The sequence below is a fragment of the Dyella sp. 2RAB6 genome (assembly GCF_052115385.1).
Taxonomy (GTDB): Bacteria; Pseudomonadota; Gammaproteobacteria; order Xanthomonadales; family Rhodanobacteraceae; genus Dyella_D.
In genome coordinates, this window is sequence record NZ_JBFRGP010000007.1 from 43,517 (window position 1) to 64,113 (window position 20,597).

Genomic DNA, 20,597 nt, shown 5'->3' on the forward strand with positions numbered 1-20,597 from the left:
ACCGCCGCCCGCGCCGGCGGCAAGCTGTGCCCATGTGGACTGGAACCCTCTACGCACTCGTCGCCGGCCTGATGTGGGGCCTGGTCTTCGTCGGCCCGCTGCTGGTGCCGGAATACCCGGCCGCGCTGCAATCGGTCGGGCGCTATCTCGCCTTCGGCCTGATCGCGCTGCCGCTGGCCTGGCTGGACCGCGCCGCGCTGCGCCAGCTTTCCCGCGCCGACTGGGTCGAAGCGCTCAAGCTCGCCGCGGTGGGCAACCTGCTCTATTACCTGTGCCTGGCCAGCGCGATCCAGCGCGCGGGCGCACCCTTGCCGACCATGATCATCGGCAGCTTGCCGGTGGTGATCGCGGTCAGCGCCAACCTGCGCAATGCGCGCCGCGACGGCCGCCTGCCATGGGCGCGGCTGGCGCCATCGCTGCTGCTGATCGGCGCCGGCATCGCCTGCGTCAACCGGGCCGAGCTGGCGGCCATGCAAGCGCAGTCCGGCGCGGACCTGAGCCGCTATGCCAGCGGCGCCCTGCTCGCCTTCGGCGCCGTCGCCTGCTGGACCTGGTATCCGCTGCGCAACGCCGACTGGCTGCGCCACCACCCCGGCCGCAGCCCGCGCACCTGGGCCACCGCGCAGGGCCTGGCCACGTTGCCGCTGGCGCTCAGCGGCTATGCGCTGCTGTGGCTGGTGATGGGCGTGAGCGGCAGTGCTTTCCCGCTGCCGTTCGGGCCGCGGCCGCTGGTGTTCATCGCGCTGATGGCGGCGATCGGCCTGTTCGCGTCCTGGCTGGGCACGCTGTGCTGGAACGAAGCCAGCCAGCGCCTGCCCACCGCGCTGGCCGGCCAGCTGATCGTGTTCGAGACGCTGGCGGCGCTGAGCTATGCGTTCGTGCTGCGCGGCACCCCGCCCGGCGCGCAGACCCTGCTGGGCATCGGCCTGCTGGTGGCGGGCGTGGCGTGGGCCACGCAGGTCAAGCCGGTGCCGGTGGAACGCCTGGAGACCGAGCGGTTGTAGCCGTCATGCGGGGGCGGCACCATGCGGGATTCCCTTGCACACCAGGCTCCCCATGCACGCGACCGATCGCCTTCCCCACGACGCCCAGGCCCCGGTGGAAACGCTGTACGAGGGCCGCTGGCTGAGCCTGCGCAAGCGCGGCCGCTGGGAATACGCCGAGCGCAACAACCCCGCCGGCGCGGTGATCATCCTGGCGGTGACACCGGAGGACAAGGTGCTGTTCGTCGAGCAGTACCGCGTGGCCATCCTCAAGCACACCATCGAGATGCCCGCCGGCCTGATCGGCGACGAAGCCGGCCACCACGACGAAAGCGCGCTGATCGCCGCCCAGCGCGAGCTGGAAGAAGAAACCGGCTACCGCTGCGCCCAGGTGGAATTCGTGCACGAGGGCCCGTCCTCCTCTGGCATGAGCACCGAGATGATCGCCTTCGTGCGCGCCTGGGACCTCAAGAAGGTCGGCCCCGGCGGCGGCGACGAGAGCGAGAACATCGTGGTCCACGAAGTGCCCCGCCGCGAAGCCGGCGCCTGGCTGTTCGCGCGTGCGGCCGAGGGCTATTCGGTCGATCCGAAGCTGTTTGCGGGGCTGTGGTTCATCGAACACGGCCGCCCGGAAGCTTGAGATTGAAGCCCCTCTCCTTCCGGGAGAGGGGTTGGGGTGAGGGTACGGGCGAAGCGCAAGAGTGATGTGCACTGCTCCGGCCGTACCCTCATCCGGCTGCCGCCACCTTCTCCCGGAGGGAGAAGGGCACACCTTCAGGCGCTGCCCTAAAGTTTCTATCGGCCCGGCCGATCTCTAGGACGTCGTTCCTTACCAACGATTTCCCATCGATCGGACCTGCCCATGAAAACCCTGCTCGTCGTCGCCCTGCTGCTGGCCCCCGTCGCTTCGCACGCGGCCTGCGCCGCCACCGATTTCGCGATCTCCGACTTCAAGATGAAGCCCTCCGGTTCGGGCGCCGGCATGCGCCTCAGCCTGGCCGGCCAGCTGACCAATCACTGCACCTCGCCCGCCGCGGCCCAGATCCGCATCGAAGCGAAGGACTCCGGCGGCAAGATCCTGCAGAGCAAGCAGGGCTGGCCGGCAGGTACCGCCAATATCGGCCCGGGCCAGTCGGTGAGCTTCGACCTTGGCCGGCTGTTCCGCTACGAGTCGGATATGCAGGACTACACCGTCAGCGTCTCCGAAGTGAAGACCTGGTAACGCGGACCCAAGTACCCACCGAAACCTTTGCTTTTCTTTGAGGCCCCGCAAGGGGCCTTCTTTTTGCGCGTACGCAAGACCCGCCAAAAAAAGAGGCGGTCCCCGGCAGAGACCGCCCCGCTTGCCCAACGCACTTACCCGTTCAGTGCAAGACGAACAACTTGTCGAACCCCGCCACCCGCAGCGTCCCGCGCAGCTCGCTGCCGGCGTTGACGATGCGGATCTCCGAGCGCTCGCCGCCGGCGTGTTCGCGCAGCAGCAGCAGCATGCCCAGCGCGGAGCTGTCCATGCGGTTCACCTCGCCCAGATCGATCACATAGCTGCGCGCGGCACGGCTGCCCAGGCAGGCGTCGTGGAAATCGCGGTGCACGGTGAAGTCGAAGCGCTCGCCCAGTTGCAGGGTGAGGCAGTCTTGCTCGGTGTCGTGATGGATGGTCAGGCTCATGGCCATGTTTCCCTGATAAGTCTGCTTAAGCTCAGAACAGTTCGATTTCGCCCGCGTCCATCGAGTTCTGCAGCGCCGGGCCGCGCGAACGCAGGCGGGCCTTCTCGCGCTGCATCGACAGGCGCGCGCGCACGCGCTGCGCGTGCTCGGCCAGCGCGCTGGCTTCCACGTCGGTGCAGGCCAGCTCCTCGATATCGCGGGTGCATTCGGCGGTCACTTCCTGCAGTTCGACCAGGCGCGTGCGGGTCTGGTTGATCAGCTGGCTGAGGATGTCCTCGAACTGCAGCGAGCGGATGGTGGTGGACACGTCGCTGCCCAGGCCGCGGTTGATCTCGACCACCTGGTCGGCGACCTGGCTGGTGCGCGCATCGCTCTCGGTGACGTGGGCCAGCATGGCGTCGATGCCGCCCTTGGTGGACAGCGCCATGTTGAGGTCCTGCGAGGCCATCGCGCCGACCAGGCCGCGCAGTTGCTCCATCGCGATCCGCGCGCGCTCCACGTGGCTGCCGATCTGCTCGTTGAACTGGTTGGAATTGCTGGCCAGGTTGCGGATCTCGCCGGCCACCACCGCGAAGCCGCGGCCGGCTTCGCCCGCGCGCGCCGCTTCGATCGAAGCGTTCAGCGCCAGCAGGTTGGTTTCCTCGGCGATGGTGTTGACGTTCTTCAGCAGGCCGAACACCGCGTCCATTTCCTTGGCCATGCCGTCGATGCGGTAGACGATGCGCAGGCTGTCGCGCGAGAGCTGCACGATCAGGCCGACGAAGTGCTCCAGCAGGTCGCTGGTGCGCGCGGCGAAGTCCTGCACGGACACGCCGTCCTTCTGCCCGTCGATGATCTGCTTGAGCAGCGACTGCTGCTGGCCGGTCTTGTGCGACAGGCCGTCGAAGCCGCCGCCCAGTTCCGACACCGCATCGCGCAGCAGGTCCAGCGCCTGGTGCAGCTCGCGCGCCGCGTGGCCGAGCTCGTCGACCAGGGCCTCGCGCACGTCTTCCAGCGCTTCGCGCACGGGAGTGTTGTCGATCTTCGGCGGCGCCACCGACACCACCCGCGCCGGCGTGCGGCGCTGCTCGACGATCCAGGCCGCGGCGGTGGCGACGATCGCCAGCGGCGCCAGCCAGGCGGGCTGCCACAGCAGGCACAGCAGCAGCGCCACGGCGCTGACGCTCAGGCCCAGCGGCAGGCGGGGAAAGGACGGGGCGGGAATGGCAGACATGACAGCGTCCAGATCAGCGGGTGGCGGCGCGCACGGCGCTCGCCACGGGTTGGCGCGCCAGTTCCAGCAGGCGCGCGGCGATATGTTCCAGCGGTTGCATCTCGGCCGCCGCGCCCAGCTTCCAGGCGGCGCCGGGCATGCCCCACACCACCGAGCTGGCTTCGTCCTGCACCACCGTGGCGGCGCCGGCTTCCTTCAGTTCCAGCAGGCCGCGCGCGCCGTCGTCGCCCATGCCGGTGAGCAGCGCAGCGATGGTGGTGCGGCCGACGGTGGCGGCCATCGAGCGGAACAGCACGTCCACGCTCGGCTTGTGCCGGTTCACCGGCGGGCCGTCGTGCAGGCGGCAGACGTGGCGCGCGCCGTCCCACATCACCAGCAGGTGCTGGCTGCCCGGCGCGATGTACGCGTGGCCGGGCTGGATCGGCTGGCCGTCGCGCGCCTCGCACACGCGCATCGCCGAGCAGTGGTCCATGCGCGCGGCGAACGGGCCGCTGAAGGCGGCGGGGATGTGCTGGGTGATCACGATCGGCGGCGCGTCCGGCGGCATCGCCTCGAGCACCACGCGGATCGCTTCGGTGCCGCCGGTCGAGGCGCCGATCGCGATGATCGGGCTGCCGCCACGGCTGTCCGCGGTCTGCGCGCGCGGCAGCACCGCGTCGGCGGACAGGCGCGGCACCACTTCCAGCCTGCGCACCGCGGTGCGCACGCGCGGGCGCGCCAGCGCGGCCAGCTTCACCTTGGCGCAGATGTCCTGCGCGCCTTCGGCGAAGGTGCTGGCCAGGTCGCTGCTGGGCTTGGTGAAGAAATCCACCGCGCCCAGTTCCAGCGCGCGCAGGGTCACTTCCGCGCCCTGCTGGGTCAGCGAGGACACCATCACCACCGGCATCGGCCGCAGGCGCATCAGGTTTTCGAGGAAGGTGAGGCCATCCATGCGCGGCATTTCCACATCCAGCGTGAGCACGTCCGGCTCCAGCTGCTTGATCTTTTCGCGCGCGATGAACGGATCGGCTGCGGTGCCCACCACTTCGATCAGCGGATCGCAGGAGAGCATGGTCGTCAGCAGCTTCCGCACCAGGGCGGAATCGTCGATCACCAGGACTCGGACTCGGGACATGCAGGCTTCTCTTCAGTGATGCGAGGGTGGCGGGTCTTGCGGATGAGGGATGAGCAGTGAGGGCGCCGTGGCGGACCGCGCAGACAGCCCCTGTTCCTGGCCGTCTCCGGCGAAACCTGCGGCTGCGCGGAGCGCCGGTCGCGCGCCCTCACTGCTCATCCCTGGCGATCTTCAGAACAGCTCCACCTCTCCCTTTATCGGATCGTTGGCCAAACGCTTGAGGTACTTCCGCTCGCCGTCCACCAGCACGGTGGCGTGGTGGCCGCGCAGCTGGCGCACGCGGGCCTTGCCACTGCACGGGAAGAACTGCACCTGGCGCGGGTAGACATCGCCCACGTCCTCGGCCACCAGGTCCAGCCGTTCGGCGGCCAGGTAGCGGCGCACGAAGGCGATATTGCGTTCGCCGATGTCGGTCATCTGGGTCAGCACGCGGCCGCCGCCGAAGATCTTCACTTCCAGGTCTTCGCGCCGGCCGCCGGCCTTGAGGATGGCGTTGATCAGCTGCTCCATCGCGTCGTTGCCGTAGCGCGCGGCGCGGCCCACCGTGGACGACCAGGCGTCGCGCTCGCCCAGCGGCTCCGGCAGCATGAAATGGTTCATGCCGCCGATGCCGCGGCGGCGGTCGCGGATGCACGCGGACACGCAGGAACCGAGCACGGTGGCGATCAGCTCCTCCTGCCGGCTGACGTAGAACTCGCCCGGCAGCACCTTGGCGGTCATGCTGGCCTGGGCCGGGTCCCAATAGCGGCGCACGTGTTCGAAGCCGGGCAGCACTTCGTCGGTCTGCGCGGGGCGCGTCTGGGCGTTCATGCCGGCTTCTTCCGGTAGACGGTGCGGCCGACCAGGGCGAAGTCGTCGTTCAAGCCATGCATGGATTCGGAGTGGCCGAGGAACAGATAGCCCTCGGCCACCAGCTTGCCGGCGTAGCGCCGGAACAGGCGCTCCTTGGTCGGCTTGTCGAAATAGATCACCACATTGCGGCAGAAGATCGCGTCGAACACGCCGCTCATCGGCCACTCGTGCAGCAGGTTCAGCGGCTGGATCGCCACCAGCTCGCGCAGGCGCGGATGCACGCAGGCGAGGCCCGCATAGCTGCCCTCGCCGCGCAGGAACCAGCGCTGGCGCCGCTCCGCGCTGACGCCGCCGAGCTTGTCCAGCGCATACACGCCTTCGCGCGCGCCGGCCAGCGCCTGCGGCGACAGATCGGTGGCGAGGATCTTCGCGTCCACGCCGCCGCCGTGCTGCTCCAGCGCCTCCGCCAGCACCATCGCAAGGGCGTAGGGCTCTTCGCCGGTGGAACAACCGGCCGACCAGATGCGCAGCCGTTCGCCGCTGCGCCGTTTCTCGGCCAGCCACTTGGGCAGCAGGGTCTGCTCGAGCAGATCGTAGTGGTGCGACTCGCGGAAGAACGACGTGACATTGGTGCTGATCGCGCTGGCCAGGTCGCCCATTTCGGCGTCCGGGTCGCGGCGCAGCAGCTCGCAGTAGTCGCCGAATTCCTTCAGGCCCAGCGCGCGCAGGCGGCGCAGCAGGCGGCCCTGCACGAGCTGACGTTTCTGCTCGCTCAATGCGATGCCGCAGTGGGTGAGCACGAACTCGCGCAGGAAATCGAAATCGCGATTGCCCAGCACGGGGCCGCCCAGGGCGGGCGCGGCGATGTCGCCGGAAAGATGCGCGGCCATGGCTCAGCGCTCCTTCCCTGTGTTGAAAAGCTTCCCCCTGCCACCTGTCACGACGCACCTCTTATCGTTGTGTTGCCACTGACTTCCCTTACTTCCTCAATCCCCAAACCGGAGTCCTTCTCCCTCCGGGAGAAGGTGGCGGCAGCCGGATGAGGGTTCGGGCGGAGCGCAACGTTCCACTTCGCCCGAACCCTCACCCCAACCCCTCTCCCGGCGGGAGAGGGGCTAAAGCCACGCTCGCTCAGAACTCCTTCCACACCCCGGCGTCCGCCGTCTCCACCGGACGCTGCATGCGCACCGGCGCCGGCGCGGAGCTGCGCACCGCAGCGAATACCGCCTCCGCTTCCGCACTGGCCATCGCCGCGGCCTTGCGTGCCGGGGCAGCCACCGCCGCCGCTTCGTCGCCCAGGCGGAAGAAACCCACCTGGCGCGCCAGCTCGCCGGCCTGTTCCTGCATGGCCCGCGCAGCTGCCGCGGCCTCTTCCACCAAGGCGGCGTTCTGCTGGGTCATCTCGTCCATCTGGGTGACGGCGTTGTTGACCTGGTCGATGCCGGCCGACTGCTCCTGGCTGGCCGCGGCGATCTCGGCCACGATGTCGGTGACCTTCTTCACGCTGTCCACGATCTCGGCCAGCGCCTTGCCCGACTGGTCCACCAGCGAGGTGCCGGTGCGCACTTTCTCCGCGCTGTCGGCGATCAGGCCCTTGATCTCCTTCGCCGCACCCGCGCTGCGCTGCGCCAGATTGCGCACTTCCGTCGCCACCACCGCGAAGCCGCGGCCTTGTTCGCCGGCGCGCGCCGCTTCCACCGCGGCGTTCAATGCCAGCAGGTTGGTCTGGAAGGCGATCTCGTCGATCAGGCTGACGATGTCGGAAATCTTGCGGCTGGAATCGTTGATCTCGCGCATCGCGCCGACCGCCTGGGTCACCACTTCGCCGCCGCGCTCGGCCTGCTCGCGGGCGCCGCGGGCCAGCTGGTTGGCGTGGCTGGCGTTCTCGGCGTTCTGCTTAACGGTAGAGGTCATTTCTTCCATCGAGGAAGCGGTTTCCTCCAGGCTCGAAGCCTGTTCCTGCGTGCGCTGGCTGAGGTCGTCGTTGCCGCGGGCGATCTGCTGCGCGGCGGTGCTGACCGCGCCGGAACCGTGGCGGACTTCGCCGACGATCGCGGCGAGACGCTCGTCCATGCTGCGGAACGCGCCGAGCAGTTGTCCCAGCTCATCGTTGCGGCCGGCCTCGATATCGTGGCCCAGCTTGCCTTCGGCGATCTCGTTGGCGATGCGCACCGCGCGGGTCAGCGTGCCGATGATCGAGCGGATCAGCATCATCGCGGCGACGAAGGCGATCAGCAGGCCGGCGATCAGCGCGATCAGGCTGGCGGCGCGGACCCACTGATAGCGGGCCACCTGCCCGTCATAGATCGCCTTCGCCTCGACGCGCTGCGCCTCGATCAGCTTGGCCAGCGCGTCCTGGCGTTCCATCATCAGCGGGCGCACCTGCATTTCGAGCACGTCCGACGCGGCCGGATCCTTCTGGGTCAGCGCGTCGAGCATGTCCTTCTTGGCCTGCGTGTAGTCCGCATCGGTGGAGCGCCACTTCTTGTACAGCTCGTCCAGTTGGGGCGAACGGGACAGTTCGGCGTACTGCTTCTTCAGCGCGGCCAGCTCGTCCTGGTATTTCTGAAACTCGCCCAGCTTCTGCTTGAGCGGGTCGGGCTTGTCCAGCAGCGTGGTGGCTTCGCCCATCACGATGAAGGACATCAGCGAACGCGTGTTGATGCGGCTGACCAGTTCGGTCGGCGCCATCTCGTCGTCGTACATCTGGCGCATGCCCTCGTTCTGCAGGTGCATGGCGCCGAGGCCGACGGCAGCGCCGCCGATCAGCATGAGACCGAGCAGGCCGAGCACACCGCGCAGGCGGTTGCGGACAGTCATTGCGGGAAGCTTGAACTTGATAGCGGGGATCTTCATTGGAGTTCCTTAGGCCACGGCCTTCTCGTCGATAGCCGCGGGCAAGGCGGCCTCCAGCATCTGCGCGTCCTGCGGCTGCAGCAGTTTGTCCACGTCCAGCAGCAGCACCATGCGCTGGGCCACGGAGGTGAGTCCCTTGAGGTATTCGGTATCCACGCTGGTGCCCATGTCGGGCACCGGGCGCACGGCGCCGGCGTTGACGTCCAGCACGTCCGACACGGCGTCGACCACCACGCCGAACAGGCGGCCGGCGACGGTGACGATCACGGTGACCGTGGTGTGGGTGTATTCCTCGCTCGGCAGGCCGAAGCGCAGGCGCAGGTCCAGCACCGGCACGATGGCGCCGCGCAGGTTGAGCACGCCCAGCACGTAGTGCGGGGCCTGCGGGATGCGGGTGACCGGGGTCCAGCCGCGGATTTCGCGTACGGCGAGGATGTCCAGGCCGTATTCCTCGGGGCCCAGGCCGACGATCAGGTATTGCGTGGGTGTCGCGTCGGCGGCACCGGTCGATGGCTGGCTCATGTGAGTCTCGTTTGCGGGGGAATTCCCCGCCCCTGTATGGGCGTTATCGGCAGGTGAACGTGGGGCTTGAGAGTTTTCCTACGAGGCGATATTTCCGGTGCGATACGCCCCCCCTGCGCACGGCGTAGGTTGGGGTGAGCCACAGGCGAACCCCAACGTTGCGGTGCATGGAAGGTGACGATGTTGGGGTTCGCCTGTGGCTCACCCCAACCTACGTCCCACGCGGAATCAGGCGGCGCGGCGGCGTGTCATCTGGCGGGACAGGCCGGTGACGTCGACGATCAGGGCGACGGAGCCATCGGCCAGGATGGTGGCGCCGGAGATGCCGACGACACGGCGATAGTTCGCCTCCAGTGACTTCACCACCGCCTGCTGCTGGCCGATCAGTTCGTCGACGAACAGGCCCACGCGTGAGCTGTCGCCTTCGACCACCACGACCAGGCCCTGCTCGATCGGACGGCGGCCGCCGTCGCAGCCGAACGCGTCCTGCAGGCGCAGTACCGGGAGCCATGCGTCGCGGAACTGGAACAGTTCGCCGCCGCCGGTCACGGTGCGCAGTTGTTCGCTGCGCAGTTGCACGGTCTCCACGATCGACGCCAGCGGCACGATGTAATGTTCGCCGCCGACCATCGCGGTGAGGCCGTCGATGATCGCCAGCGTCAGCGGCAAGGTGATGGTGAATACCGAGCCTTGCCCGGCCACGCTGCGGATCTGGATGCTGCCGCCGAGGTCCACCACGTTGCGGCGGACCACGTCCATGCCGACGCCGCGGCCGGACAGGTCGGTGGTGACGGTGGCGGTGGAGAAGCCGGGCTGGAAGATCAGGTCGGCGACGGCCTCGTCGGTGAGGTCGTCGGCGCTGGCGAGCAGGCCGCGTTGCAGCGCCTTGGCCACGATCGCGTCGCGGTTCAGGCCGGCGCCGTCGTCGCTGATTTCCACCACGATGGAACCGTTGCGGTGCGAGGCTTCCAGGCGCAGCGTGCCGATGTCGCCCTTGCCGGCGGCGCGGCGGCGGTCGGGAGTTTCCAGGCCGTGGTCGATCGCGTTGCGCACCAGGTGCACCAGCGGGTCGCCGATTTTTTCCAGCACCGTCTTGTCCAGCTCGGTCTGCTCGCCGACCAGGTCCAGCCGGACCTGCTTGCCGAGCTTCTGGCCCAGGTCGCGGACCATGCGCGGGAAGCGGTTGAACACCGAGGCGATCGGCAGCATGCGGATGCCCATCACGCTCTCCTGCAGCGTGCGCGTGTGGCGCGCCAGTTGGGCCAGGCCCTGCTGCAGCATTTCCAGGCGCGAGGCGTCGAAGTCCTCGCGGAAGGTGTCGAGCATGGACTGGGTGATCACCAGCTCGCCCACCAGGTTGATCAGGCTGTCGATCTTGTCGATGCCCACGCGCACCGAGGATTCGGCAGCGGCAGCTTCGCGCGCGGCAGCTTTCGGTGTTGCAACTGCGGGCGCCGCGGCAGGCGTCGCCACCACCGCGGGCGCGCCGTGCACCTCGGTGCCGGGCAGCGCTTCGATCGCCAGATCGCATTCGTCCTCGACCCAGTCGAACACGCCCTGCACCGCGGCACGGGTCACCTCGCCGCGCAGTTCCAGGCGCCAGCCCAGATGGCATTCGGAGGGATCGAGCGCGGCCAGGCCCGGCAATCGGTCCAGTTCGGCCTCGGCGGTGAGTGCGCCCAGCTCGCCGAGTTCGCGCAGCAGGCGCAGCGCGTCGTTGCCGCCGGCCAGCATGCCCTTGTGCGGACGGAAGCCGATCGCCCAGCCGCTCGACGCATCGTCGCTGCGCCGCGCAGGCGCGGCCGCCGGCGCGAGGCTGCGGCCGACCACGGCGGCCAGTTCGTGCCGCAGCGCTTCGCTGGTCGCGTCGGCCAGCGGCTGGCCGGACTGGGCGCGGGCGAACATGCCGCGCAGGCAGTCGACCGAGCGCAGCAGCAGTTCCACGATGCCCGCATCGACCGCACGGCGGCCGTCGCGCAACTCGTCGAGCAGCGATTCGGCTTCGTGGGTGAAGGCCGCCATCTCCGGAAAACCGAACGTGGCGGCGCCGCCCTTGATCGAATGGGCCGCACGGAAGATGCCGTGGACCAGTTCCTTGTCGCCGCCGCCGTCCAGGGCCAGCAGCGCCGTCTCCATGGCATCGAGGCCTTCGTGGCTCTCGTCGAAGAAGGTCTGATGAAACTGCGCCAGGCTCACCGTGCTCATAGGGTTGCCCTTAGCCGAGCACGCGCTTGACCGTGGCCAGCAACTGCTCCGGGTCGAACGGCTTGACCAGCCAGCCGGTGGCGCCGGCCGCCTTGCCTTCCATCTTCTTGTCGGTGTGCGACTCAGTGGTCAGCATCAGGATCGGCACGCCCTTGTACTCCGGCATCGAGCGCAGCTCGCGCACCATGCTGATGCCGTCCATCACCGGCATGTTCACGTCGGCCAGCACCAGGTCGAAACGCGAACCCTTGGCCGCGTCCACCGCCAGCTGGCCGTTCTCCGCCTCGCTCACATCGTGGCCTGCGCCACGCAGGGTGAAGGCCACCATGCCGCGCATCGAAGCCGAATCGTCTACTGCCAGGATCTTTGCCATCGTCTACCTCGTCAGGCCGGCGTTGCTGCCGGCAGCTCCAATGTCCGTGCCAGGCCCAGCCGGGCCGCTCCGTCACGCAATGCCTCGCTGGCGCCCAGCCATGCCACCGCCACGCCGCGCGCCGCCGCCTCGCGGCGGAACACCGCCAGCAACTGCAGCGCGGCCGTATCCACGCGCTCTACCGCGCCGCCGTCCAGCGTCGCGGCAGGTGTGGACAAGGCAGCCTCCAGCGCGGCCTTGACCGTCGCCAGGTCCGCGATGCGGCAATCCGCCGGCAGCGCCACGCGCCCTTCCGCCCGGTCTGTCTTCGCCTTGCCCATGTGCCGATGTCCCGCCTGTGTGATGGCTTTCAGGGCAGTTATCGGCGGGGACGCGGGCGGCTTTAGGCGGTCCGGGTACCTTTTTTCGGTCGGCATGGAACATGCACATTTCTTTCCGATGGCGTTGCGCGGCGTCAGAAAATCGACGCTCAAGTTCCCGCGCGGCCTGCCGAAGACATGCTTATTAGAAGAGATGGCAGGGCGTCGAATCACTGGCACCCCAAGCCCAGGAGCCCAAGTGATCATCCAGCCAACCAGCCTTGCCGCATTGACCTGGGCCGGCGCCGCCTCCGGCGCCAGCGCGGACGGCTGGCGCGTCGGCGCGGTGTTGGCCGCACGCACCCTGGGCTATAGCGAACAGGCCAAGCTGGTGCTGCAGATCGGTGCGCTCACCGTAGAGACCGAAGCGCCCGGCACCCAGCTGCCTTCGCAGTTCCAGGTGCGCGTGCTCAGCCTGGGCGCCGAGCCGAAGCTGGAAATCCTCGGCGCCGCGCCGCTGGAACAGGCAGTGAGCCGCGCCCTGCGCGAACGCCTGCCGCAGCAGAACGGCTACGCGCCGCTGCTGGCCACGCTCGGCGCGCTGGCGCAGCGCCCGCTGCTGCGCCAGCTGCCGGCGCCGCTGCGCGCGGCACTGGCCCTGCTCGAACACAGCATTCGTACCCCGGTCGAGATCGCGCACGCCGCCGGCCTGAAAGAGGCGGTGAAGCGCAGCGGCCTGTTCCTGGAAGCACAGCTCGCCCAGCCGCAGACCGACCTCGGCGAGCTGGGCGAAGACGACTGGAAAGCCGCCCTGCTGCGCCTGGCCGCCACGCTCGACCGCGGCGCGCCGCCGCAACCCGGCAGCGACCACGCCGAGACCGCGCCGCCACTGCTGCAGCGCGGCCTGGTCGCGCAGCCGCGCGCACCGATGCCCGAATCCGCCCAGCCCGGCGAAGTCGACAGCCTGCTGGTGCGCCTGCACAGCGAAGTGCACGCCGCACTGGCGCGGCTGGAAGTGGCCCAGCTCGAAACCCAGGCCACCGGCGCGTGGATGATCGAGATTCCGCTGCAGGGCGAAGGTGGCCAGGACATCCTGCAGTTGCAGATGACTCCGCACGAGGACGATCCCGAACAGCCCACCTCGTGGGTGCTCGGCTTCGCCATCGACCTGCCACGGCTGGGCCCGGTGCAGGGCGAGCTGCAATTGCGCGGCCTGCGCCTGTCGGTGCGGCTGTGGGCGCAGCGCATGGAAACCACCGCCAGGCTGGAACGCCTGTTCGGCGAACTGAGCCAGCAGCTCACCGCCAACGGCTTGCTGCTCGACCAGCTCAGCTGCCAGACCGGCGTGCCGCAGCCGCCGAGTTCGCGCAGCGCGGTCTTGCTGAAAGCCACCGCATGACGACGCGCACATGAGCCAAGCCCTGCCACCGCCCACCCGCAAGGTCAGCCTGCGCGTCGCCGCCGCGGGCGGCGGCACGCCACCATCGTTGCCGCCGGAAGCGCTGGAACAATTGCTGGCGCGCGCGCGTTCGCTGGGCATTGCCTTGCATCACGACGCGCAGGTCGCGGCGCTGCTCGCCGCGCTGAAGTTGCGCCCGGATATTCCGATGGAGCTGTATGCCGCTGCCGCTGCCGTGCTCAGCAGCGTGTATCGCGCCTCCGAAGAAGCTTGAGCTTGCGCCCGCTCTGGTTCGTCATCCCCACGTAGAACGGGATGACGAGCAAGCACAGGTGCGGCCCCTCGGAGCAAATTGAGACACCCAGCTATTGCTTTTGGGCCCTGCGCAGACATGCGCTTTACGCCCCCGCCTCAACCCAAGTACACAACGCGCACAAGGCCGCTCGCACAGGGGCGACGGCCACACCACCTGCCCAAACGGGCACGCGCGACCAACCCAATGGACCGGCGAGCGCCGGCCCCACCGACCGCGCGCAGCGGAAACCCACATGGACCAGTCGCCCACCACGAGCGAACGCCACCTGCTGCATTTCGATGCGGCAGCCGCACCCCGGCGCGACCACACGCTCACCTACTACGCCGGCCTCACACCGCACCGCATCCACACCCACACCAAGGCCACCCGCGCCGACGCCCGCGTGGGCAATGCACTGCTGCAGCGGATGCCGGATGCACGGCTGAGCCACTACCTCGAGGTCGACCTGCCGTCCGATTCGGTGATGGTCACCTACCTGGCGCGCGCCACCGAGGTCGAAGGCGCGACCACCGAGGACTTCCTCTCGCTGGCCATACACGTCCCGCGCGAAGGCCGCCGCCATCAACGGGAAAACCGCCTGCTGCGCGGCGCCCCGCAGGAACTGCATCCCAAGCTTGCCTGGCTGCTCGAAGACGAGGAACTCGGACAAGGCCTGCACACCCTGCTCCACGGCGATGCCGCGCGGCTGGATACCGATCTGCTGCACGACCTGATCGATCCGTTCGAGACCGCCTCCACCTTGCTGTTCCAGCATCCGTCGCTGATCAATCTCAACACCGAGAACGGCGGTGCGATTCCCGCGCTGATCCTGCGCGATTGCGTAGGCCGCGCGCTGCGCAAGCGCAGCCGTCTGCTCGACGAGATCCGCCGCCTGGGCGCGCAATGGTCGCGCCGCGTGCCCATGCTCGATGCGGACGGCAAAGTGGTGACGGATGCCGAAGGCACCATCTTCACCATCGAAGTGCACGAGAACGTGCGCCGCCAGATGCCCGCGCCGATGGGCCTGGCGCTGAAGTACTCGCAGCAGATGGAAGAGCTGCAGGGCCAGACCTGGAACGTGCAGTACGGCCAGACCGTGGCCGAGCATCGCCCCGTCCGCGCCGTGCAGCTGGGCACGCGCCCGGTGCTGCGCGCCGGCGAGACGCGCTGGACGGTGAAGGCGCTCAGCACGATGAATGGCGTGAGCACCGGCGCGGTCAACTTCGACCCGCCGCGCGAAGGCGGCTGGAGCATCGCCGCCAACTGGTCGACGGACGATATGGCGCCGTTATCCAAGGACATCGTCGAGGCGCTCGCCGATGGCCGCATGTTCGTGCGCATCGAGACGGCGGACGATGCCAGGGCCTGGGAGGGCGCGTTCGCGGCGCAGCCGCTCCAGGACGGCCGCGAGAACGCGTTCGATGCCGTCTACAAGAAAGGCGGCGGCGGCGCGGGCCTGGTCACGGCGACCGTGCGGGTCGACGAGCTGCTGGTGGATCTGTACCTGCATGTGCAGATGCGCTCGAGCTCCGGCAAGGTGCTCCGGCGTGCCCACCTGTACGTGCGCGAGCCCAATGGCGTGGAGCGGCTGGTGTGGAGTACCGCGCCGACCACCAAGGGCAAGTACGGCCAGTTGCGCGTCGACATGAAGAACGAGTGGTTGCGCCACCTGGGCGCCTACGCCGAGTTCTTCGACGCCGCCGGCCAGGTGATCAAGCCGGAGCAGTACCAAGGCAAGCTGCCGTCCCCGCTTTCGCAGTACTTCGATAACCATCCCACCAAGCGCTATATCGAGCTGATCGAGCCGGTGACCACGATCTTCGGCATCCCGATCCCGCCCGACACGCAGACGCTGAAGATCGACGTGCCCGAGTCGGCCGCCTCGGTCAAGTTGTACTGGGGCGGCCTGGGCACCGGCGAGTTCGACGAAACGGTCTGCCTCGGCGGCATTCTCTTCACGACGGTGATCGAGATGGCCCTGCCCATCTATCTGCTGATCAAGGGCGCCTCGGAGAAGAACACCGGCTTCATCAACAACCTGATGAAGGATCCCAAGGTCCGCATGGGCGTCTACTCGCTGGGCATCGGCCTGGCCACCGGCTACGCGTTCGGCGCGTCGCAGGATCCGGCCAAGACCATGGGCCGCTTCGCCACCGTGGCGCTGCCGAAGCTGGCGAAGATGGAAGCCAAGAAATTCTCGCTGTACCTGGCGCAGAAAGCCGGCGAAGCCGTCGCCAAGCGCGCCGTGCCGCTGATCAACCTGGCCTTCCTCGCGCTGGACACCACCATCACCCTGATGCAGCTGGCGCAGACCACGGCCGCCGTGCTGCAGTCGCCGTTCTACTACACCACCGAACTGACCCGCACCTTCGACCTGCGCGGCCGCGTGCTGCCCGATCCGGCCTTCAACAAGTTCCCCGACCATCACGACCGGATGCTGCTGCGCGTGCTCTACAACGCGGGCAATACCTTGCCGGTGCAGGAGATCCGCCTGCCCGGCGAGACCCTGTCCGAGCCGCTGCGGTTCGAGTTCAACAACATCGCCGCCGGCGGCCGGGTGAAGGTGATGGTGTTCTTCTACGCCGCCAACGGCTGGCAGTCGGCGATGGGCGCATCCGGCTGGATCGATGCCAAGGGCGTCAACGGCAGCTCCCTGCTCGAACTGGACATCGTGGTGAAGAACGCGCTGATCCCGCTGTCGCGCCAGTCGGTCTACCAGCACCGGCAATCGATCGTGTTCGAAGGCGGACGCCATCGCTGGAAGCAGCGGCCCGCCCCCACCGCCACCATCACCACGCCGCCGACGGACGACGGCCACCGGCTGCTGTCGATGGGCGGCATCAGCGTGGCGCAGCGGCCGGGCATGCTCGGCTACTCCTGGCAGGCCAACGGACTGAACCTGCCACGCGACCGCGCCGGACCGCCGACCGACGGCGCGATCCACACCATGCAGAACCTCTCGCTGCTGGAAGATCCCGAAGCGTCCTACGCCAGTTCGCCGCTCGGCTTCTCCTTGCCCTGCGGCGTGGCCTACGACCTCGGCTCGGCGGAGGACGGCACCGGCGCGAACTTCTATCTCGATCCCGGCGCCGGCGACTACGACGACACGCGCAACCCCGCCGGCGGCTTTCACCTGCGCCGCATCGCGCTGTCGCTGAAGGGCAAGCCGCGTTTCGAACCGGGCTCGCGGGAAAGCTGGGGGAGATTTTCCGCGCCGGTGGATCGCTTCGTGGTGCATCCCCAGGGCTATGTGGCCGGCGTCAGCGCCGATACGTCCAAGCTCTATCTGCTGAAGCTGCCCACCGCGCCGCGGACCAACGAGCAGGCCACCATGGCCAGCCCGTATAGCGGCGAAGGCACCCGCGTGGGCCTGCTGCAGCAGCCATGCGCGATCGCCGTCGCCCTGGACGGGCGCCTGCTGGTGCTGGAGCAGGGCAACCAGCGCATCCAGAGCTTCGACATCTCCGGCAATCCCGTGCCGTACTTCAAGCCGGCGGGCCAGGCGGAGAAATCCGCGCTGCTGCCGCTGCGGCGGACCGGCGCTGCCGCCACCACGTATCTGGACCTGTCGGTGGAGGCCAAGGGCTATCTGTTCGTGCTGGCTTACGACGACAACGGCAGCCAGCCCGAGCACTACCGCGTCGACATCTACGAACCGGACGGCAGCTTCCTGGTCAGCACGCCGCGGGTGGCGGCGGCACGCATCGCGGTCGACCTGGCACGCAGCCTCTACACGCTCAACTGGGAAACCCTGAGCGGTCCCGAACGCCGTACGGAACCCTCGCTCAGCATGTGGCTGCCCCCGCCGCCGCCCCCTGGGCTCGGCAGGAGGAAAAAGTAATGTTCGTTTTCGAAGGCAAGTGCAGGCTGATCACGCCCGGCCAGACCGTACGCTTCATGTTCCATATCGACCACCAGGCCGGGCAGTTGCGGATCCAGATCGACGAGCTGGAGCCGTACAGCAAATCGTTCGCGCAATGGGCCGAGCTGTTCAAGGACTTCTTTCCATTCCCCGCGCCGCGGGGACTGTTGTCGGCGCTGGCCGAGGCACAGCCGGGACAAGCAACCGGCGCCGTCGCCGTGCTGGCGAACCTGGCGGGCATCGGGCCGGGCCTGCAGGGCAAGCTCGACTTGCGCACCGATGCCTTGGGCGTGTCGAGCATCCTGCAATCGAAGAGCTGCGAGAAGGCCGATTTCTCTCCGCAGGGCAAGACCGTGGTCGACCTGCACGACACCGATTTCTCGGGCGTGCGCTTCGTCGACACCGACTTCTCCTCGGCGATCCTGCTCGGCGTCAATTTCTCCGGCTGCCGTTTCGAGCGCTGCACGTTCGCGCGCGGCCAATTGTCCGGCAGGCAGCTGACCGGCGCCGATTTCAGCAACCAGGAGCTGCAGAATCTCGACCTCTCGGGTGCCAAGCTCGACCGCGCCAAGCTCGATGGGGCCGGGATATCGCGATGCAACTTGCGCGGCGCTTCGCTCAGGAACGCCTCGATCAGCCGCACCAGATTCATGTCGTCGAATCTGACCCTGACCGCCTTCGATGGAACGACAGGCACGTTGCCGATGTTCGTGGACTGCGATCTCACCTTCGCCTCGCTGCGTGGGGTGGTCCTGGCCAAGCCGGTGTTCAGCGCCAGCCAGCTGGTGAGCGTCGAGGCCAAGGGCGCGAGCCTTGCCGATGCGCGTTTCGGCTGCCTCACGCTGGAAGATGCCGTCGAACGCGTGGTTCTGAAAACGAGCGTTGGCGCGAATCCGATCGATACCCCAGCCACCATTCATCAGGCCGATTTCAGCGGAACCACGCTTAACAACGCGCGCTTCGACGGCGCACGCATCACCGAGAGCAAATTCGATGCGGCAAAAATGCAGAAGGCCATTCTCGGCGGCACGACCTTGATCACAGTGTCGTTCAAGGACACCGAACTGAGCGGCGCGGATTTCGGCGCCAGGAAGGTGGAATACGTCGGCGCGCACCGCATGCGCGAGCCCGTCCCGGTCGCCACCTTCCAGAACGTGGACTTCGACAACGCCAACCTGCACGCCACCAACTTCTGCGGCGCCTTACTGACCGGCAAGATCAGGCACGCGCGCCAGCCCCGCCGCGACACTTCCAAGACCGAGCGCATGTGCCTGGCCGGCGCCACCTTCCGCTCCGGCTTGCTGGGCGTGGACTGGTCCTATGTCGACGCCGGCAGCGCGACCATTACGCTGGATCTTCCAGCCGGGGTGGAGATCAAGGACTTCAAAGCCAGGCAAGCGATCCTGCCCGTGGTGGAGTTCGCGGGACTGCGCCTGCCCGGCGCCGATTTCTCGTACGCCGAGCTGCGCGAGATGCACTTCGGCGATTGCGACCTGGCCGACGCCAAGTTCGGCAGGGCGGTGCTCGAAAGCGCCGACTTCACCGGGGCGAATCTGCAGGGCGCGGATTTCTCGCACGCCTCGCTGCTGGCCGCGAACTTCTCCGACGCCTGGATGTGGGAAGCCACGCTGGACGGCGCCGTGCTCACGGAAGCCAATTTCTCTTCCGCCATGCTGGCGCAGGTGAACTTCCATGGCATCAGCGATGGCCGCTTGAGCGCCGTGACCTTCTCCGGCGCGTGCCTGGTCTCGGCGAGCTTCAAGAACATCAAGGCGCCGCGTTCCGGCAACAAGCAGACCACCTTCTCGTCGGCCTGCATGGCCGGTGCCGATTTCAGCGGCGCCGCGCTCACTGACGTAGTGCTGACCAAGGCGCAGCTCTCTGCCAGGAAGGGGACCATCGCGATCTCGCACCCCGTACGCTCCGGCGATCTGGAGCTGGAGTACGAGGCGACCAAGCTGGAATCCGGCAGCACTGGCCAGCAAACCATCTGCCCCGATGGCAAGAGCGGCGCCTGCACGCTGGAGCGGCTGCGCGCTCACGCGGTGCCCGCAACGTGGTCGAGGGCGAAGTGACGGGGCCTTCGCGAGCAACACCATAGGCGAAGGGTTGGGAGCCATCCCGACCTGCGCCATGAAATCGGACTTGCTTCGAAGTGTTTTTCAGAACCGCCTGATGGATGGGCTGATGCCCGCCGCCTGACAATGCATACGTTCATGTCGCGCCGGTGCGTGCCTGCAGCCGGCGCGGCATGGAACGAAAGAAGGCATTGACTTTATCGCAAATCGCGATAATCTATCTTGGCGAGCAAGGACGAACGGATGAGAGTCGTATCCAACAAGCGGCTGCTTGAGTTTTCGGCCCGTTATCCCGACGCGCTCGCTCCACTGCAGGCCTGGCGCAAATTGATGGAATCCACCGAGTTCGCTCGCTTCGCCGCACTCAGGCGCAGCTTCGGTTCGGTCGATGTCATCGGCGACAAATACGTGTTCGACATCCGTGGCAATCGCTATCGATTGATCGCGGGGATCAGCTTCCAGGCGCAGATCTGCTACATCAAGACGGTGCTTACGCACGCCGAATACAACCGAGGAACCTGGAGATGAATGCTCAACTTGCCCCCGTCTTCGACGCCTGGGAAACCTTCCAGGAAATCTCTGGCGTAGGACATATCGAGACAGACGCCGACTACACGGAAGCCACCGAGCTCGCCGACGCCCTGCTGGACGACGGCGCCATGAACGAAGGGCATCCTCAGCACTCGCTGTTCATGCTGCTCAGCGACTTGATCTATGCCTACGACCAGACGCACTACCCACAGTCAGGAGTGAGTGGCGTCGACATGCTGCGCTTCCTGATGGAGCAGCACGACCTGCGCCAGAGCCAGCTGCCGGAGATCGGCACGCAAAGCGTGGTGTCGGAAATCCTGTCCGGACGCCGCGAGCTCACCGTCAACCACATCCGCGGCCTGTCGCGGCGCTTCGGCGTCAGTCCGGCCGCGTTCTTCTAAGCAAGGA

Annotated in this window: 19 protein-coding genes; 9 read left to right on the forward strand and 10 right to left on the reverse strand. The window is 67.8% G+C overall.

Annotation, left to right across the window (positions count from 1 at the left end):
* Positions 1–32 precede the first annotated feature (32 nt).
* The 3 genes from AB4083_RS12455 (at position 33) to AB4083_RS12465 (ending at position 2,205) form a co-directional block, all read left to right on the forward strand.
* Positions 33–1,004: a DMT family transporter gene (locus AB4083_RS12455; RefSeq protein WP_441608127.1), complete on the forward strand. Its 972-nt coding sequence runs from the start codon at positions 33–35 to the stop codon at positions 1,002–1,004.
* Between the two features lie 52 nt (positions 1,005–1,056).
* Entirely contained in the window at positions 1,057–1,623 is a 567-nt protein-coding gene (locus tag AB4083_RS12460; protein ID WP_441608128.1) for an NUDIX hydrolase, read from the forward strand.
* A 222-nt stretch (positions 1,624–1,845) separates the two neighbouring features.
* Positions 1,846–2,205: a hypothetical protein gene (locus tag AB4083_RS12465; protein ID WP_441608129.1), complete on the forward strand. Its 360-nt coding sequence runs from the start codon at positions 1,846–1,848 to the stop codon at positions 2,203–2,205.
* Positions 2,206–2,347: 142 nt separating this feature from the next.
* On the opposite strand, the gene AB4083_RS12470 is transcribed toward AB4083_RS12465, so the two are convergent.
* The 10 genes from AB4083_RS12470 to AB4083_RS12515 form a co-directional block, all read right to left on the reverse strand.
* Positions 2,348–2,650, reverse strand: coding sequence for an STAS domain-containing protein (locus AB4083_RS12470; RefSeq protein WP_441608130.1), 303 nt, complete (start codon positions 2,648–2,650; stop codon positions 2,348–2,350).
* Between the two features lie 31 nt (positions 2,651–2,681).
* Positions 2,682–3,863 carry a methyl-accepting chemotaxis protein gene (locus AB4083_RS12475; protein WP_441608131.1) on the reverse strand — a complete coding sequence of 394 codons (1,182 nt, stop codon included), beginning with the start codon at positions 3,861–3,863 and terminating at the stop codon, positions 2,682–2,684.
* 13 nt (positions 3,864–3,876) lie between these two features.
* Positions 3,877–4,977: a protein-glutamate methylesterase/protein-glutamine glutaminase gene (locus AB4083_RS12480; protein ID WP_441608132.1), complete on the reverse strand. Its 1,101-nt coding sequence runs from the start codon at positions 4,975–4,977 to the stop codon at positions 3,877–3,879.
* 171 nt (positions 4,978–5,148) lie between these two features.
* Positions 5,149–5,787 (reverse strand): chemoreceptor glutamine deamidase CheD, encoded by a 639-nt coding sequence (cheD, locus tag AB4083_RS12485; protein ID WP_441608133.1) that lies wholly within the window; start codon positions 5,785–5,787, stop codon positions 5,149–5,151.
* A complete protein-coding gene (locus AB4083_RS12490) occupies positions 5,784–6,659 on the reverse strand; it encodes a CheR family methyltransferase (protein WP_441608134.1) in 876 nt (291 codons plus the stop codon). The genes cheD and AB4083_RS12490 overlap by 4 nt, the downstream gene beginning before the upstream one ends.
* Positions 6,660–6,900: 241 nt before the next feature.
* On the reverse strand, positions 6,901–8,625 hold the full coding sequence (locus AB4083_RS12495) for a methyl-accepting chemotaxis protein (RefSeq protein ID WP_441608135.1): 1,725 nt from the start codon (positions 8,623–8,625) through the stop codon (positions 6,901–6,903).
* Between the two features lie 9 nt (positions 8,626–8,634).
* Complete coding sequence (locus tag AB4083_RS12500; protein ID WP_441608136.1) at positions 8,635–9,147, reverse strand: chemotaxis protein CheW; 513 nt, start codon at positions 9,145–9,147, stop codon at positions 8,635–8,637.
* A 228-nt stretch (positions 9,148–9,375) separates the two neighbouring features.
* Entirely contained in the window at positions 9,376–11,352 is a 1,977-nt protein-coding gene (locus AB4083_RS12505; RefSeq protein WP_441608137.1) for a chemotaxis protein CheA, read from the reverse strand.
* Between the two features lie 10 nt (positions 11,353–11,362).
* Complete coding sequence (locus AB4083_RS12510; RefSeq protein WP_441608138.1) at positions 11,363–11,725, reverse strand: response regulator; 363 nt, start codon at positions 11,723–11,725, stop codon at positions 11,363–11,365.
* An 11-nt stretch (positions 11,726–11,736) separates the two neighbouring features.
* Entirely contained in the window at positions 11,737–12,045 is a 309-nt protein-coding gene (locus AB4083_RS12515; protein ID WP_441608139.1) for an STAS domain-containing protein, read from the reverse strand.
* Positions 12,046–12,283: 238 nt separating this feature from the next.
* On the opposite strand from AB4083_RS12515, the gene fliK reads away from it, so the two are divergent.
* The 6 genes from fliK to AB4083_RS12545 all read left to right on the forward strand — a co-directional run bounded on the left by fliK (position 12,284) and on the right by AB4083_RS12545 (position 20,590).
* Positions 12,284–13,423 carry a flagellar hook-length control protein FliK gene (gene fliK / locus AB4083_RS12520; protein ID WP_441608140.1) on the forward strand — a complete coding sequence of 380 codons (1,140 nt, stop codon included), beginning with the start codon at positions 12,284–12,286 and terminating at the stop codon, positions 13,421–13,423.
* A gap of 10 nt (positions 13,424–13,433) precedes the next feature.
* On the forward strand, positions 13,434–13,697 hold the full coding sequence (locus AB4083_RS12525) for a flagellar biosynthesis protein (protein WP_441608141.1): 264 nt from the start codon (positions 13,434–13,436) through the stop codon (positions 13,695–13,697).
* A 274-nt stretch (positions 13,698–13,971) separates the two neighbouring features.
* Positions 13,972–17,559 (forward strand): hypothetical protein, encoded by a 3,588-nt coding sequence (locus AB4083_RS12530; protein ID WP_441608142.1) that lies wholly within the window; start codon positions 13,972–13,974, stop codon positions 17,557–17,559.
* Positions 17,559–19,655 carry a pentapeptide repeat-containing protein gene (locus tag AB4083_RS12535; RefSeq protein WP_441608143.1) on the forward strand — a complete coding sequence of 699 codons (2,097 nt, stop codon included), beginning with the start codon at positions 17,559–17,561 and terminating at the stop codon, positions 19,653–19,655. Before AB4083_RS12530 ends, AB4083_RS12535 begins: the two co-directional genes overlap by 1 nt.
* A gap of 225 nt (positions 19,656–19,880) precedes the next feature.
* A complete protein-coding gene (locus AB4083_RS12540) occupies positions 19,881–20,186 on the forward strand; it encodes a type II toxin-antitoxin system HigB family toxin (protein ID WP_441608144.1) in 306 nt (101 codons plus the stop codon).
* The gene (locus AB4083_RS12545) at positions 20,183–20,590 is read left to right on the forward strand and encodes a helix-turn-helix domain-containing protein (RefSeq protein ID WP_441608145.1); all 408 of its coding nucleotides are present in this window, start codon (positions 20,183–20,185) and stop codon (positions 20,588–20,590) included. The genes AB4083_RS12540 and AB4083_RS12545 overlap by 4 nt, the downstream gene beginning before the upstream one ends.
* Positions 20,591–20,597 lie beyond the last annotated feature (7 nt).

Bases quoted from the DNA above. Each gene is read 5' to 3' on its own strand.
- AB4083_RS12495 (WP_441608135.1), bottom strand. From the start codon at position 8,625: ATGAAGATCCCCGCTATCAAGTTCAAGCTTCCCGCAATGACTGTCCGC.
- AB4083_RS12510 (WP_441608138.1), bottom strand. From the start codon at position 11,725: ATGGCAAAGATCCTGGCAGTAGACGATTCGGCTTCGATGCGCGGCATG.
- AB4083_RS12460 (WP_441608128.1), top strand. From the start codon at position 1,057: ATGCACGCGACCGATCGCCTTCCCCACGACGCCCAGGCCCCGGTGGAA.
- AB4083_RS12475 (WP_441608131.1), bottom strand. From the start codon at position 3,863: ATGTCTGCCATTCCCGCCCCGTCCTTTCCCCGCCTGCCGCTGGGCCTG.
- AB4083_RS12505 (WP_441608137.1), bottom strand. From the start codon at position 11,352: ATGAGCACGGTGAGCCTGGCGCAGTTTCATCAGACCTTCTTCGACGAG.
- AB4083_RS12535 (WP_441608143.1), top strand. From the start codon at position 17,559: ATGTTCGTTTTCGAAGGCAAGTGCAGGCTGATCACGCCCGGCCAGACC.
- AB4083_RS12545 (WP_441608145.1), top strand. From the start codon at position 20,183: ATGAATGCTCAACTTGCCCCCGTCTTCGACGCCTGGGAAACCTTCCAG.
- AB4083_RS12530 (WP_441608142.1), top strand. From the start codon at position 13,972: ATGGACCAGTCGCCCACCACGAGCGAACGCCACCTGCTGCATTTCGAT.
- AB4083_RS12490 (WP_441608134.1), bottom strand. From the start codon at position 6,659: ATGGCCGCGCATCTTTCCGGCGACATCGCCGCGCCCGCCCTGGGCGGC.
- AB4083_RS12500 (WP_441608136.1), bottom strand. From the start codon at position 9,147: ATGAGCCAGCCATCGACCGGTGCCGCCGACGCGACACCCACGCAATAC.
- AB4083_RS12455 (WP_441608127.1), top strand. From the start codon at position 33: ATGTGGACTGGAACCCTCTACGCACTCGTCGCCGGCCTGATGTGGGGC.
- AB4083_RS12470 (WP_441608130.1), bottom strand. From the start codon at position 2,650: ATGAGCCTGACCATCCATCACGACACCGAGCAAGACTGCCTCACCCTG.
- AB4083_RS12480 (WP_441608132.1), bottom strand. From the start codon at position 4,977: ATGTCCCGAGTCCGAGTCCTGGTGATCGACGATTCCGCCCTGGTGCGG.
- AB4083_RS12465 (WP_441608129.1), top strand. From the start codon at position 1,846: ATGAAAACCCTGCTCGTCGTCGCCCTGCTGCTGGCCCCCGTCGCTTCG.
- cheD (WP_441608133.1), bottom strand. From the start codon at position 5,787: ATGAACGCCCAGACGCGCCCCGCGCAGACCGACGAAGTGCTGCCCGGC.
- AB4083_RS12515 (WP_441608139.1), bottom strand. From the start codon at position 12,045: ATGGGCAAGGCGAAGACAGACCGGGCGGAAGGGCGCGTGGCGCTGCCG.
- AB4083_RS12525 (WP_441608141.1), top strand. From the start codon at position 13,434: ATGAGCCAAGCCCTGCCACCGCCCACCCGCAAGGTCAGCCTGCGCGTC.